Here is a 15,008-nt window from a genome sequence, read left to right on the forward strand (position 1 = left end):
AATCAAGATGCAAAAAGAATTAGAGCGATTGAAAGAATTATCACTGGCGGAGCATTTAGGCCGTCTGCATCGACTGTGGCGTACCGTGGCCGATGTCGAGCTGGCGCCTTTGGGATTAACCCATCCCCGCTGGACGGCATTGTGGAAATTACTGCGTTTAGGCGACAGCGTGAGCCAGAAAGTGTTGGCCGATGCCTTAGAAATTGAATTGGCTTCGTTAATGCGCACCTTAGGGCAATTAGAAGAGCAAGGTCTAGTCGAGCGTCATTGTTGTGACAAAGATAAGCGGGCAAGGATTGTGAGCCTGACGCCAGCGGGATTAGATGTTTTAAAGCAAATGGAAGCGCGGATTATTCAAGTGCGCCGTGAGTTATTAGGCGGGATCAGTGCCGAAGAGTTGAGCGAATTTGAACGCATTATTAGCCTGATCAGCGACAACGCCAGCGCCAAATTAACCAAGGTTACAGACACCATTTTGTGAGAAAGAAGATGACACCGGATCAACAGTTTGCCCGTTTAGTAAAATTTGCCATGTTCGCCTTTGTGATGGTTTTCGGCTATTTCATGCTGGCCGATACTATGATGCCATTGACGCCGCAAGCCATGGCGACCCGTGTAGTGACTAAAGTGACACCGCAGATCAGCGGTAAAATTCAGACCATAGCCGTGACTAATAACCAAGCGGTTGCCAAGGGCGATTTGCTGTTTCAAGTCGATCCCGCGCCCTATGAGTTAGCAGTATCGCAAGCTAAATTGGCCTTAGAGCAAGCCCGCCAAGACAATGCTGAGTTAGATGCCTCGCTGCTGGCCGCTAAGGCCGAGGTTAATGCCAACAAAACCACCTCGCAACAGAAACGTAGCGAAGCTAAACGTCTCGATGCCCTGTATGCCACCCATGGTGTATCGCAGCAGCAAAGGGATCAGGCCGATAGTGATGCTGCCGCCGCGGAAGCCAATTTGCTCGCCGCTAATGCGCGCTTAGAAAAACTCAAAGTGAGCCGTGGCAGTTATGGCGAAGAGAATCTTAAGGTGCGTCAGGCGCAAAACCATCTTGCCCAAGCCGAGCTTAATTTGTCGTATACCCAAATCCATGCCGATCAGGACGGGATAGTAACTAACCTGCAGTTAGAAGTCGGGAGTTTTGCGACCGTGGGACAACCATTGTTAGCGTTGGTATCGGATAAGATTGATATTATTGCCGATTTTCGCGAGAAGAGCCTGCGTGGTGTCAATACTTCTTCGACCGCTTTGATTGCGTTCGATGGCGAACCTGGCCGTTTATATCGGGCGACGGTGAGCAGTGTCGATGCGGGCGTGAGTGCGGGGCAATTCGATGCCAATGGCCGTTTAGCGGCGCCGCAGGAGTCTGACCGTTGGGTACGTGATGCCCAAAGACTCAGATTGCACTTAATTTTGGATGGCAATGGGATGAAAGATCTGCCAGCGGGGGCGCGCGCCACAGTGCAATTGCTGCCAGAGAACGGCCTATTTGGTTTGCTTGCTAAGGTGCAGATTAAAGCAATCAGCCTGCTGCACTATATTTACTAGCCTATCTACTCGCACTAATTGCTGTTGACGGGTGAGTGACTCGCGGTCGGTGTGTGTTTGCCGTGAGTCGCTTGAGTTAACGCTTCAAAGCTACATAAGTGTGAGCGCAGCATAAGCCAGCTAAATATCCCCATTTTACGTATCGACTTAACAAGGCGACGAGCATGTTACTACGCCATAGCCCATTGACGGCCAACGATTTACGCCAGTGTTTACGGATTGCGACTGGCGCGACCATAGGTTTTACCCTGTGTAAAATGTTTGGTTGGAGCAATGGAGTCTTCTTCACTGTGACGCCTATGCTGCTACTCGGACTCGTGTCCGTGATGAATGGCCATGCTATGCGCCAGTTATTGGCCTCTTCTGCCATGGCGGGGTTAGAGGTTGGACTGCTCGGTGGTCTGTTTGGCAGTCATCCCGGCCTGATGACACCCATCGTGTTTTTACTATTTTTATATCGCTTTGCGGCCATGTCCCGCGGCAGTTTGTTCCTCTTTGGCGCCAACGGAGTGCTCAGTCTCAGCATCATGCTGCACTTTGCTAGCTATCCCGGCGTTGATTTAAACGACTTAGTTTTCAGTAACTTTTGGGCGACGGCACTTTCAGTTGTTATCGCCTACGCTATGACGGCACTCTGGCCCGATGTCGAACCTAGGGCGGCTTACAAGCCGGGACCTAAGGCGCCACATAGAATGCGCCACGAAGCGTTACTCGGCGCGACCATAGCGACAGCATCGTTTCTGGTATTCCAAATATTCGATCTACGGGATTCGATGTCGGCTCAGGCGACCACCTTGTTGCTGCTGTTTCCTATGCATTGGAATGGTGCACTCGATTATGCCCGTAAGCGCGCCATAGGGACTTTGCTGGGCGTGTCGTTTGGAATCGTCGTGCAATTGGTACTCTATGATTGGTCAGGACTATTGATTTTAATCGCCCCTTTGTTGTGGATTGGCTTAATGATCTTTAGCCAAGCCCATGTGCGAGAGGCAAGTGGCTCTGGCGTGGGTTTTGGCGCTATGACAACCTTAGGTATTCTGTTTGGACAGTATCTGACCCCAGGCAACGATTTAATTTTTAGCGCCTTGTATCGAGTGAGCAGCATTCTCACCGCCATTGTCGGCACATTACTCCTGTGCTACTTGATACATAAATTATTGAATCGTTTCGAATCGACAAGGTTTGGTTATTAACAAACTAATATTAGATTTTTTTAATGCTTGTCCCTCGGCCCTCCGAGTAGTAAGGTACTCGGAATTCGTTTAGCGTCAGCTAGGCGTGTGAGCACTTAACTTAATAAAACCTCCTATGCTTAGAGCCTAACTCTCTTCAAGGATAGAAAATGAATATTAAAATTAAAACATTAGCCACAGGCTTAACACTATTAAGCGGTTACGCCATGGCATCGGTTGCCCTCGCCGCAGGAGCAACCGCCATCCCACAAGCTGCACAGTTATGTGTATCTTGCCATGGAGTAGAAGGTCAGGGCGTTGAACCGCTCGGCCCTCGATTAGCGGGATTATCTAAACAATATATCTCGACCCAGTTACAACATTTCCAAGCGGGCGTTCGCCAAAATGCGACCATGATGCCGATGGCAATGACGCTCCAAGGTGACGGTATTGAGCAAGTGTCGAGCTATTTTTCAGCAAAGCCTGCCAATGAGGTCAAGCCTGTTATCCGCGGTGAACAAGTTGTTTTTAATGACGATACCGCCCGTTTAGCCTACCAAGGTGATTGGTCACGTGGTTTACCAGCCTGCGTGACCTGCCATGGTCCTTCCGGACTAGGTGGCGGCTTATTTCCCCGTTTGGCAGGTCAGCAAGCGAGTTACATTAAAACTCAGCTACTGGCATGGCAGTCGGGAACGCGTAAAGGTGATGTCGATGGCATGATGGCGAACGTGGCTAACAAGCTTACCGCTGCTGAGGTTGATGCCTTAGCGAACTACTTTGCAAATTTGAAATAAGGAGCCGGCCATGAAATATTCCGCAATGTTATTACTGGCCGCGATGGGGTCGTTAACCGTGCAGGCGCACGCTGAAACTGAGCCAGTACAAGAACGGCCAGATAAGCAAGCTCCGCTGCCTTCTTTCCCTAAGGTAGCTGATCAAACCTATCTCGTCCCTAGACCTTTGAGTGCGATTCCCGAAGGCGCCTTTGGTGATAAAGTGCGTTTGGGTTATCAGCTATTTGTGAATACCCAACAGCTGCGTGATAAGTATGTGGGTAATGAGCTTAACTGCACCAACTGCCATATGGATGCAGGCCGTAAAGCCAATGCTTCACCCCTCTGGGGCGCGTATTTTGCTTATCCGGCGTATCGCAAAAAAGACAATAAAGTCAGTAGCTTTGAAGAACGCATCCAAGGCTGCTTTAATTATTCGATGAATGGTAAAGCTCCTGCATCGGGTAGCTCTGAGTTAGTGGCGCTTTCTGCCTACGCCTATTGGTTAGGCATGGGTGGTTTGATGGATGAAGCTAATATCAGTGGTCCTGTCCCTGAGCTGAGCGATGCCGAGTTAGTTAAAGGTGCCAAACGGGAAGACTTCCCGCTACCAGAGGCATTAGCTAAGGCGATGACAGTTGAGCAGCGTGCCAACTTGCCGGGTCGTGGTTATCCTGAGATCCCAAAACCCGAACAAGCCTATTCACCTGAACGGGGTAAAGCCGTGTATGTCGCCCATTGCCAAACTTGCCATGGCGTCGATGGCCAAGGTCAAGCGATTGCGGGTGTATATACGTTGCCGCCGCTGTGGGGACCTCAAAGTTATAACTGGGGAGCGGGAATGCACAGGGTCAATACTGCCGCATTTTTCATTTATGAAAATATGCCTTTTGGTAAGAGTATGCAGTTAACTAACCAACAGGCTTGGGACGTTGCCGCTTACATTAACTCCCACGAGCGTCCACAGGACCCACGTAGCAAGGGGGATGTGAAGCAAGCGCAGGAAAAATTCCATAATGACAGCGATTACTATGGTGTCGAGGTCGATGGCAAAGTGTTAGGCACTGAGGCCTATCCGATTTTTCCTAAGAAGTCATAGTTGAGCGGCTTTGATTCAGGGCTCGCTTGATGAAATGATGAAATAAAGCGAGTTAATAAATAAAGCAGAAAAGCCAGTAAGCCTATAGCCTGCTGGCTTTTTTATTGGTCAATTGTACTGATTGCTCTTAGTGGTTTAGCCCGCTAGTATCGGCTTTCATGGCGTTAGCTCGTCGACTCGCAGCCAGTCCATCCTTGGATGCTCGACCGCCCCGTCTATGGGGCGGACGGTCGTCTCGCAAATCACCATGACTCACCTTTCGAGCATTAGTGTCATCTGTTGATCTAAAGTACACCGAGAATTTAGCCATGGGTGGCTTATTAAACTACTGGCGTATCTTTGATTTATAGCTCTTGCTATGATCAGACTAAAGAACTGAACCAAAAATAACCAGATTTCAGATATCCAATAACAATAAGTTCAAAATCGTTCATCAATTAGTTCGTAGCTCCAAGTGTGTTAAGCCAAATAAAATAAGGATATTCAATGTTTAGGCAAGTTTATATTGATGGCCTTCTTGAAAAATTAGAAGACCAAGAATTTAGAGACTATGCATTTAATGCATTAAAAATATTTAGGTCTGAGCCGTGGAGCATAGACGATGGAGATACAGTTTCCATGCCCTTTATAGATATATACTGCCAGAAACCCAAGGGGATGGAGATTAACTTAATTGATTGGATAGAAGCTGCACTTGCATGGCAGCGAGTGTTATCTAATACAATGATTTATAAGTTTATCCAATGTCCTGCTTTGGCAAAAAAAGATGCCAACATAAAAGGAAATAACCAAATCATTAGTAGTCTGACTGAATTGTACTCGGGAATTATCAAAGATTCAGGATTTTACGGTGGCAACTATGGTGCTGACGGGCATATTGAATTTTTCAAACCTCCATTAAGCAATAATACTTACTTTCCCCTCGAAGTTGGTTATTGTAGTTCAGACCAAATTAACACTCATATTTTTACAAATAATTGTTTCGCAAGACTCCCATATAATTCTGAATATATAGTGATTTTTGAAGTTATTCAAAATTATTTATCATAAACTTAATTGTAAGTAAGGAACTTTATTGAAACATCCATAGTTAAATTTAGCGGCAGGTATACTCGGGAATTAATAAGATTAAGTACTTGCACGGAAGTGACTGTTGGCGGCATATATGGCGCCGTTGAGCCTTCTGGGATGACTCATTTCTAAATCAAAGTTGGCGTGTCACTGGAAAACAATGGCAATTAATGCTGCATAACTCAGCAGCTTTGCTTTGGTGGGAAACAACTCAGCCTGAGTTGCAAAAATCTATTATGATCTCCGCGCTATAACAACTTATCTTGCAATAAGGATTACCGTGTCTCAGCCGTTGGAAGAACCTAAGTTAGAAACTGCGCAAATTTGCCCTTTGTGCCAAGGCGCGAATCAATGTGCGGTGATTGTTGGTAAGGGTATTGAGGATTGTTGGTGCGCGCAGCAGGTATTTCCGCCTTTGGCGGTGTTGCAAGCGCAAGCATCAGATTCGCTGCAAGATTCAATCAGCCCCATTTTACTGTCTGCCGATGCGTGTATTTGCCAAACCTGTCTAAGCCAACTCAAGCAGAGTTTAAGTCAGGGGCAGCTTGCAACGCAGGATGAAAAAAGCCCATCGAGTGTGAGCGATGGGCTAGGTTATGAGGTGAAATAGCGAGCTGAAGTAATGAGCTATCGATTTATGGTGTAATCCAGTTGCACAGTGGTTTGTGCCTCAACGGCTTTACCATTTTCAAACTTAGGTGCGTAACGCCATTTATCTATCATTTTTAGTGTTTCTTTCTCGAAGAGAGCACCACCCTTAGAAGCTAAAATTTCAGGATTTTTGACGAAGCCATGCTCATCAACAGTAAATTTAAGCTGAACCCAGCCACTTTTACCTCGCTGCGCATAGGACATTGGATAGTCTGGGACGGTACGGAAAATAGGTTGTTGTTCCTGTGCGTCGGCCCAAGGGCGCATTTTGCCGATAGCAATACAGTGGGCGGTGGACTCGTCACGCTTTCCTTGGCGCTCATAGAGTTCGACTAAATACGCATGGGCACTCAAGGCATAGGGGTGACTAAAATTGAGTGCGTCGAATTGTTTAACGACTTCTAAAAGCAATGGAATCGCTTTGTCATCATGCTTTTCGGCATATTCAACGGCACCCACCACATAGGTTGCTTTGACTCTGTCTATGGCGTTCTCTGGTAATATTTCTTTATAAATATCATAGGCATCGAAGGCATAGCGTCTTACGCTTTTCGTGTATAGCTCTGTATTGGATAAGCGGTTAAAGGCTGCCATTTTTACATCGGCGATCAGCTTCTTTTTATCGGATTTTTCCGCAATTGCGATAGCAGTAAGAAAATGCTCTTTCGCATCTTTGGCTTCGACGGCGGTTTGCGCAGCGCCCAGTAAGGGATCGATAAGCTCAAGCGCTTGTTTGCCATAATGAACTTTATAGTTTGCCAGAGCGAGCTGATACAACTCATTCGCCTTAGCCGTTTTGGGTAGATTCTTTTCTGTAAATGGGTATGGGGCGACTTGCTTCTCTATCGCGCTGGCCCAATTCAAGGCGAGATTTGCTAAGTCGACACTGTCTTTGGCATATTGAGCTTCACCGAGTTGATAAGCGGCTTTTGCGCTTGCTTCAATATTTGCAGTGTCGCCTTTTTCAACGGCGGCTTGATAGTCACTATAGGCTTTGGCAAAGCTATTTTCTGAGGCGTACACGCTAAGAGATGTGCCTAAAGTGAGGGCAAGAAGACAGGCTATTGGCAGCATTTTTCCGTGCGACATTCTATATATCCTTATTATTAATGAAGTTAGATGATACATAGGTGTGCACTATGGGACAAGTCGGTTTGGCTTTTGTTAATAATGCTGGGGGAATGCTGATAACTGAGAATTGATAATTGAGAGCTGAGATTAAAAATAAGCGAGCCCAGTTGAAACCGAGTTCGCTTATTTATCAGTGTTTTGTCGCTTTACTCGCCGTTATGAGTTCGAATAGCCGCAAGTGCTTTTACTCGCCGCAATTACTTAGCTGTGAACGTTATGGCAAATTGCCCGAGCGCGCCGTATTCAAAGTCACAAACCTGCGCCAATGGCAGATCGAGGACGCCAGCGTAGGAGCCTGTGATCACATATTGCCCTTGAGTTAGGCCAATGCCTTGGGCGGATAAAAAGTTAACTAACCAGTAGAGTCCCGCCTTAGGGAAACCATTGGGATGAATGGCGGATTTTTGCAGCGTTTCATTTTGCAGCTGCTCGCCATTGGCAATATTAACGCTGAGTTCGAAATGGCTGGTCTCTAAATCTTTTTGCGGATTAAGTACTGGGCCTAACCACAATCCTTGATTGACTAAGCCATCGGCGAGGGCATCAAAATGCGTCGCTTCACTGGGCGTGTGGTAGCGGCTTTTGATCAATTCCAAGGCTAAGCGAGTGTGGCCTAAGGCCGCGTCGATTTCAGCCTCTGTGTAAGGTGTGGCTCTTGGTGGTAAATCGCGAGCAATCTCGAAGGCGAGTTCCGGTTCGACTCGGGCCAGATCTTTAGTCGATGGATAGAGTGGGCAAGTGGCCGATTGTTGATACACATCAGCTTGATAAATAGGCGCTACGACGGTTTTTTCCGCCGAGGGTAATAGGCATTTCCACGCTGCGATAGGATTATTGTTAGCCTTATAGATGGCAGCCACGGTTTGCTGAATGGCGAAGGCCTGTTCGAAGCTAGTTGGCCTCAGCTCTTGGAGCAGTAAATCGCCGCTGGTGCCTGCGGCGCGGCGCTCGGCTAATTCTTTGGCTGCGGCATGAATATGCGTTTTAACTTGTTCGATCGTGGCGGTAGATAACATTAACTTTCCTATTTAAAGCGTTCGCTTAAAAAGAAGTGGCCTAGAGAGTGTGTGAAGAAGCCATTTTATGGGCCAAATATACTCGGTTATTGCCATCGCGGGAAATGCCAATGTTTGCTTTCCTAGTAAATCAGCTGCCGCAGGGTCAAGAGTGCGGCCAATATTCCAATTATTGTAAGATGCTGAAATTTGCTCAACATCAGTGTCAGCTAAAGTATCCAATCTAACGCGAATGTTTCCATGATGTGCCGCTAGATATTGCGCTGACTCAGTGCCAGAATGACGCTCCATTTTGCGGTCTCTACTGGATATCTCCGTGAACCTTAGCCATAACGCCCCTTCGGCAAATAATCATGCTCAACTCGGGCTGCTCTTCATCTCAGTTGCGATTGTATTTTGGGGTATGTTACCCATAGCCTTGAAGCTTTCGGGGGCTTTTATTGATCCTGTCACTTTGACTTGGTTTCGTTTTTTGGTTGCGCTTGTGGTCAGCATACTAATCCAATGGAGCGCGGGCAGCCTTAAGCAATTTGCGGCGCTCGATGCTAAAGTCTGGTTAAGATTAGTGCTTGCGGGCATCTTCTTGATGCTCAATTATGTGTCTTTTGTTTACTCACTCGATTATCTCGCGCCGGGTGCTGCCCAGCTGAATTTCCAGACTTCGCCCTTTTTCCTTGCCTTCGGTGGCGTGCTGTTTTTTAAGGAACGGCTGAATGCGGTGCAGCTCAGTTGTTTTGCGACACTGGCCTTAGGCATGTTGATGTTTTTCCATCCGTATTTGGATTTATCTGGCGCCAATAATCATCAGGTTTGGATTGGGGTGATGATCATTCAGTTCTCGGCGTTGTCGTGGACTAGTTATGCCTTGTTGCAAAAATCCTTATTGAATCGTTTATCGCCCGCGAACGTGCTTTTAGTGATCTATGGTTTAGGTATTTTCGTAATGGCTCCCTTTAGCGACTTTAGTCAGTTTGCCAGTATGGACAGCTTCGAGTGGCAGATTGCGCTGTTTTGCGCCGCCAATACCTTGATCGCCTATGGCTGTTTTGGGCAGTCGATGAAGTACTGGCCGACGGCACAGGTGAGTGCCATGTTGGCCCTAACGCCAGTATTTAGCTTTAGTGCCACTGCTTTGGTAGTGAGCATTGGCTGGTGGCCAGAAGTCTTCCATGCAGATGAATTAGATGGATTATCTCTGCTGGGGATTGGCGTCATTATTGTGTCTGTGATGGTGGTACAATTACTGCCACTGTATCGCAATCGTCAGGCGAAGCGTTTGCAGATTGTCTAAGGCGTACATTTTCACCTAATGGGAAAGGCCAGTGATCACCAGACTTAGCGATTTAAAACTTAAGGATATCCGTGGGGTCATCTTCGATCTCGACGGCACCTTAGCGCATTCTAATCCCGATTTTGCAGGGCTACGGCGTGAGTTGGGGATTCATTCTGGTACGGATATCTTGGCCCATGTCGAGAGTCTCAGTACGGATGAAGCACGGGCTAAGGCGTTAGACATTGTCCATGAGTACGAAAGACAAAGTTCACTCAAGGCCAGTTGGATTGATGGCGCGCGTGAGCTTATCGAATGCCTACGGGCCAAGTCACTGCCCTTGGCTATTTTGACCCGCAATATGCCAGAAGCGGCGCAAATCACTATCGATAAGCTCGGCATAGATATCGAATTGGTGTTAACGCGCTACGACGCGCAGCCTAAGCCGCATCCCGAAGGCATTCACCTTATTTGCCAGCAGTGGCAACTCGCCCCCGCAGATATCTTATATGTGGGCGATTATTTGTTTGATCTGCAAACTGCGCGTAATGCGGGTAGCCGCTGTGCTCTCTATTGTCCTGAGGATATTCCCGATTATGCCCACGACGCCGACATGCTAGTGGCTTGCTACCATAGCTTTATCGAAGCGTGGACAGTGGGTGACTAGGCATTGTGTGGGGCTGTGACTGCATCTTGTTTATCTTGCTTTAGCCCTAAGCGTACACTATCCAATAAGGCAATCAGCCAGCAGAGGATAAATCCGTACATCAGCTTGTCTGCACCATCACGAATGGTTGCCGTGGTTTGTTTCGTCACTTCGGCTGCAATCATGCCCATATCCAGCGGCAAAACACCAGTTTGAATATCCAGCGAGATAAGCTGCGCCACTTGCATGACTTGTTGCAGCAACAGGCCGAGACTCAGTATTGCCAGCACAAAAAACACTAGGGCACTGCGTTTATGTTGCAGATAAAAATGGCCGCTGCCAGGGGCGACGAAGGCGGATAATAGTCCAGCGGTTAGGGCTTTTTTCATGGGGAAACTCTCAAAGGGAACGCTTAGCGTTTGGGTGACATTGTTAAGCGAATAAGCATGATAGTCAATCTTGAGCCATGGCTGCTTATTAAGGAGCCTGTTTTGTTTAAATTGCGTCTTTGCGCTGCCTATTCGTCGTTTATCTATTAACATCAGTCTACACTGAGCGTATTCTTCCGCTGCTTGCATGGCAGCTTCTGGAGGAAAAGGAATAAAATGCAGATATCATTAAATAAACGTGTTCAAGGGTTTACCTTAATTGAATTGGTCGTCGTGATCATTATTTTAGGTATTTTGGCTGTTATCGCCGCCCCTAAATTTATGAACTTGCAAAGAGATGCCAAAGTGAATGCCGTCAAAGGGTACTTGGGGCAGATGCAAGATATGACCAAGATGCTGCATATGAAAGCGCAAATCGTTAACACCACTGGCGACGATGTTACTATCGCGACCCAATACGGTGATTATCAATTCTATGCAGGCTTTCCTGAAACTAAGAGTGAATCAACGTCACCTAATTTGTATTTCTTAGAGACTTTTATGGATTTAGGCGTGCCTAAACAACAGACTAAAAATAATACCAGAAGGCAGGCTGATTACGGTGATATACAAGCATTTGAAGATAATGACTATTCGCGATTAGGTTATGGAACGGGAGATTTAACTGCTGGCCAGTGCTATGCCGAATATCACCATACCTCAACTGGACATTCGTTTTTATTCGAGACCGATGGATGCTAGTTTTAGCTGTTAGCAAATTCGTTATCTGAGGCCTGTATTCATGTTGTGAATGGTCGTAGGCTCTCTTTGTTAGAGACAGATTACTGATTTCAAGCCAACAAAAAAGGAGCCTAGGCTCCTTTTTTAGTCTCTAGCTTAAGCTAGATTAGTCTTCACGTGGTTTACGTGGCTTACGCTCACCGGCAGGTTTGTCTGCACGAGGTTTGCGGTCAGCAAATGGCTTGTCACCCGTAGATGCTGCGCGAGGCTTACGATCACCCGCTGGGCGGTCACCACGTGGTTTACGGTCACCAGCAGGGCGGTCTGAACGCGCGCTACGGCCTGAATCAACAAATACTTGATCGCCAGCTTCACGGATGTTCAATGGCTTGCCACAAACACGTACTTTACGTAGGTGCTGTAACACGTCTTTTGGCATGCCGTCTGGCAGGTCAACAGTGGTCACTGCATCGTAAAGTTGGATTGCGCCAATGTAACGGCTGTCGATGTTAGCTTCGTTCGCGATAGCACCAACGATGTTACCCACACCTACACCATTCTCACGACCTACGTCGATGACGTAACGGCACATTTTCAAATCTGGGTTGTCTTTCAACGCTTCAGCTGAGCCTAAGCTGGCTGGCATTGGACGCGGTTCGCGGCTTCTGCGTTCGCCACGCTCACCACCACGGTCATTACGATCACTGCCGCGGTCGCTACGTTCAGTGCGCTCACTGCGTTCATCACGAACACGTTCTTGAATCACAGGTAATTGCAGTGGACGTTCTTGCTGAACTTGCTGTAATAATGCTGCAGCTAGCAGATCGCTATCGACTTCTAACTGTTGGCATAATTGCGCAACAGCTTCTTTCATGAAATCTAAATCGCCACTGATTGTTTCAGCCAATTGCTCACCTAAACGAGATAGACGACGTTCTGCAACAGTCTCTGGGCTTGGGATTTTCATTGGAGAAATGCGGCTGTTAGTTGAACGCTCGATCGTGCGCAGCATGCGCATTTCACGGCTTGTCACAAACAGGATCGCCATACCAGTACGGCCAGCACGGCCAGTACGGCCAATACGGTGTACATAAGCTTCGGCATCATACGGAATGTCGTAGTTCACAACGTGACCGATACGCTCAACGTCAAGACCACGGGCCGCAACGTCAGTCGCGATCAGTATGTCTAACTTGCCACGTTTCAGTTGGTCAACTGCACGCTCACGGGCTTGCTGGTTCATGTCACCATGTAGTGGTGATGAAGCATAACCGCGGGCTTCTAACTTCTCGGCTAACTCAACACATGAGTTACGAGTACGCACGAATATGATTACACCTTCAGTGTTTTCAACTTCTAATACGCGTACTAAAGCTTCGAGTTTGTTGTGCTGTGATACTTGCACGAAACGCTGCTCAATTGACTCAACCGTTGTTTGGCTTGATTCAATACGAACATGCACTGGGCTGCGTAAGTGTTGGTTTGCAACACGCTTAATTTGCTCTGGCATAGTGGCAGAGAATAACGCCAGTTGGCGCTCGCTTGGCGTGTGCTCAAGGATCCATTCGATATCATCGATGAAGCCCATTTTTAACATTTCATCGGCTTCATCGAGCACGAGTGCTTTTAATGAGTCGAGTTTCAAAGTACCGCGACGCATGTGGTCCATAACACGACCAGGCGTACCCACGATAACTTGTGGACCACGTTTCAGGGCATTCAACTGTTGTTGCATGCTTTGACCGCCGTAAATTGGCAGTACGTGGAAATTCTTCATAAATTTGGCATAGCTGCTGAACGCTTCAGCAACCTGAACCGCTAACTCACGTGTTGGCGCTAATACTAAAATCTGCGGCGTGGTTTGGCTGGTCACTTTGTTTAGTAGTGGTAAAGCGAAGGCGCCAGTTTTACCTGTACCTGTTTGCGCTTGACCTAAAATATCTTTGCCAGCCATAAGTGGGTCGATACTGGCTGACTGGATTGGCGTTGGTTTTTCATAACCTAGCTCGTCAAGAGCACGCAACAAATTCTCGGATAAGCCGAGTTCACGGAAAGTTCTTTCATCGGATGACATTGGGTTGTAGCCTTGTGGATGCGCGCGCGAAATGGCGCTAATAGTTTCACAGACAGAAAATCAACCCCGTGTCGATTTCCCGCGAACGACGGATTATAGCAGCATGGACGCCACTTTACCAATCAGAGTCACGCTATTTAACCTGTTTTCTGCATTTTTTTCGCTAAAACTGAGCAAGAAACGCGCCACTTCCCATTAATTCTTTAAATATTCGGCATTTAATTGAAGTAACTCAAATGCTGACTCAGTCACTGCCGCAAGAAAAGTGATGTCGATTGTCGCGACGGTATCTTCAGGGGTGTGATATTGGGGATGGGTCGGCACGCCAAAATACAACCAAGGGATATTAGCTTTGTGGAAGGAATAGTGATCCGATGCCCGCAGCCAATCGGTACTTTGTATGCTACGGCCAACGGGTTTGGGGTGGGAGAGCTTAATGCACAGTCGGTTCTGTTGATTCAGTAGAGGTTTAAATTGAGTGAACTGAGTGAAGTTTCGACTGCCTTCGAGATAAATCGCATAGGGCCTGCCGGGGTGACTCACCATATCTAAATTCAACATCAGCTCAAAAGTCGCTTCTGGCAGGCGGGTTTTGAGTTGTTCGACCAAGGCTATGCTGCCATAGAGCCCAGGTTCCTCGGCATCGGTTGCGACAAACATCAGATTCACCTTAGGCAAGGTATTGGGTTGTAGGGCAAATTGCTGCTGCCAATGTTTGGCAATCGCCAGCATAGCGGCGACGCCGGAGGCGTTATCATCGGCGCCGTGGTAAATCTTGCTGCCGCTCATGCCTAAGTGATCGTAGTGGGCGACGATAATACGCCATCGATTCGTCGGCTCTGTCGCCATGGCGGTGGCGACCACGTTGGCGCCATTTTCTTGGGTGAAGAAGGTTTGATATTCAAAGGGCACGATAAAGTCTGCTCCCCAAGGCTGTAAACCTAGCTCCTGAAATTGCTGCTTTATATAGTCACGACTTTTTTCTGCGCCTGGAGTTTGGGTTTTGCGGCCTTCAAATTCATCTGAGCTTAATCTTGTGACAATCGCTTGTAACTCTAAGGGGTCGGCCCAAGTGAGCTTAAGCTCAGTACGCGCACAGGTTTCGGGTGAACTGGCGCAGCCAGTGAGAGTCGTTGCAACAAAGCAGGCCAGTGCTAATAAGCCAAGTCTTTGGAATTGATCTCTTATAAAGTGCATGAACGTGAACTTGGCGAGCAGCTGACCGATGCGACTGTGGTTGAATTGAGTCGATGGGCTTAGGTTTATGTCACTGAGGTTTATTTCGCTTAGTTTTTTATTTAAAAGTGATTGATGTTGCCTCGGTAACATAAGGTGGGTCACTGGGGACTGAGTGCTATCACGCATGGACATTCCTTATCGCTGAAGCCTTCGCCAGAAGATGAATATCATCTTTGCCTAAATCCGATTCTAATTCAATGAGATCT

The 15,008-nt window shown here is 47.4% G+C and carries 15 protein-coding genes; 10 read left to right on the plus strand and 5 right to left on the minus strand.

Going from position 1 to position 15,008, the window contains the following annotated elements:
* Positions 1–7: 7 nt before the first annotated feature.
* From slyA to K5Q99_RS11500, 7 genes are all read left to right on the plus strand, one after another.
* On the plus strand, positions 8–481 hold the full coding sequence (gene slyA, locus K5Q99_RS11470) for a transcriptional regulator SlyA (protein ID WP_220776938.1): 474 nt from the start codon (positions 8–10) through the stop codon (positions 479–481).
* An 8-nt stretch (positions 482–489) separates the two neighbouring features.
* Positions 490–1,548 carry an HlyD family secretion protein gene (locus tag K5Q99_RS11475; protein ID WP_106649338.1) on the plus strand — a complete coding sequence of 353 codons (1,059 nt, stop codon included), beginning with the start codon at positions 490–492 and terminating at the stop codon, positions 1,546–1,548.
* Between the two features lie 164 nt (positions 1,549–1,712).
* Positions 1,713–2,741: a DUF2955 domain-containing protein gene (locus tag K5Q99_RS11480; RefSeq protein WP_220776939.1), complete on the plus strand. Its 1,029-nt coding sequence runs from the start codon at positions 1,713–1,715 to the stop codon at positions 2,739–2,741.
* A 149-nt stretch (positions 2,742–2,890) separates the two neighbouring features.
* Complete coding sequence (locus K5Q99_RS11485; protein ID WP_283107693.1) at positions 2,891–3,517, plus strand: c-type cytochrome; 627 nt, start codon at positions 2,891–2,893, stop codon at positions 3,515–3,517.
* A 10-nt stretch (positions 3,518–3,527) separates the two neighbouring features.
* Positions 3,528–4,595: a c-type cytochrome gene (locus K5Q99_RS11490; protein ID WP_220776940.1), complete on the plus strand. Its 1,068-nt coding sequence runs from the start codon at positions 3,528–3,530 to the stop codon at positions 4,593–4,595.
* 486 nt (positions 4,596–5,081) lie between these two features.
* Positions 5,082–5,645, plus strand: coding sequence for a hypothetical protein (locus K5Q99_RS11495; RefSeq protein WP_220776941.1), 564 nt, complete (start codon positions 5,082–5,084; stop codon positions 5,643–5,645).
* Positions 5,646–5,946: 301 nt separating this feature from the next.
* Complete coding sequence (locus K5Q99_RS11500; protein WP_220776942.1) at positions 5,947–6,276, plus strand: cysteine-rich CWC family protein; 330 nt, start codon at positions 5,947–5,949, stop codon at positions 6,274–6,276.
* Between the two features lie 17 nt (positions 6,277–6,293).
* Here K5Q99_RS11500 and K5Q99_RS11505 read toward each other — a convergent pair whose 3' ends face one another.
* The gene (locus K5Q99_RS11505; RefSeq protein ID WP_220776943.1) at positions 6,294–7,406 is read right to left on the minus strand and encodes an energy transducer TonB; all 1,113 of its coding nucleotides are present in this window, start codon (positions 7,404–7,406) and stop codon (positions 6,294–6,296) included.
* Positions 7,407–7,645: 239 nt separating this feature from the next.
* Positions 7,646–8,464, minus strand: a complete 819-nt coding sequence (locus K5Q99_RS11510; RefSeq protein WP_220776944.1) for a hydratase — start codon at positions 8,462–8,464, stop codon at positions 7,646–7,648.
* Positions 8,465–8,780: 316 nt separating this feature from the next.
* Here K5Q99_RS11510 and K5Q99_RS11515 point away from each other — a divergent pair, with 316 nt between their 5' ends.
* Both K5Q99_RS11515 and K5Q99_RS11520 read left to right on the plus strand, forming a co-directional pair.
* Positions 8,781–9,755, plus strand: coding sequence for a DMT family transporter (locus K5Q99_RS11515; RefSeq protein WP_220591923.1), 975 nt, complete (start codon positions 8,781–8,783; stop codon positions 9,753–9,755).
* 31 nt (positions 9,756–9,786) lie between these two features.
* On the plus strand, positions 9,787–10,401 hold the full coding sequence (locus K5Q99_RS11520) for an HAD family hydrolase (RefSeq protein ID WP_220776945.1): 615 nt from the start codon (positions 9,787–9,789) through the stop codon (positions 10,399–10,401).
* On the opposite strand, the gene K5Q99_RS11525 is transcribed toward K5Q99_RS11520, so the two are convergent.
* The gene (locus tag K5Q99_RS11525) at positions 10,398–10,769 is read right to left on the minus strand and encodes a DUF6677 family protein (RefSeq protein WP_220776946.1); all 372 of its coding nucleotides are present in this window, start codon (positions 10,767–10,769) and stop codon (positions 10,398–10,400) included. The two genes, K5Q99_RS11520 and K5Q99_RS11525, sit on opposite strands and share 4 nt — an antisense overlap.
* 216 nt (positions 10,770–10,985) lie before the next feature.
* On the opposite strand from K5Q99_RS11525, the gene K5Q99_RS11530 reads away from it, so the two are divergent.
* Positions 10,986–11,510, plus strand: a complete 525-nt coding sequence (locus tag K5Q99_RS11530) for a type II secretion system protein (RefSeq protein ID WP_106649350.1) — start codon at positions 10,986–10,988, stop codon at positions 11,508–11,510.
* Between the two features lie 145 nt (positions 11,511–11,655).
* Here the strand turns inward: K5Q99_RS11530 and K5Q99_RS11535 are convergent, their stop codons facing one another.
* The gene (locus K5Q99_RS11535; protein ID WP_220776947.1) at positions 11,656–13,563 is read right to left on the minus strand and encodes a DEAD/DEAH box helicase; all 1,908 of its coding nucleotides are present in this window, start codon (positions 13,561–13,563) and stop codon (positions 11,656–11,658) included.
* Between the two features lie 195 nt (positions 13,564–13,758).
* Positions 13,759–14,928: a M28 family peptidase gene (locus K5Q99_RS11540; protein ID WP_220776948.1), complete on the minus strand. Its 1,170-nt coding sequence runs from the start codon at positions 14,926–14,928 to the stop codon at positions 13,759–13,761.
* Positions 14,929–15,008 lie beyond the last annotated feature (80 nt).

The sequence above is a fragment of the Shewanella hafniensis genome (assembly GCF_019655335.1).
GTDB lineage: Bacteria > Pseudomonadota > Gammaproteobacteria > Enterobacterales > Shewanellaceae > Shewanella > Shewanella hafniensis.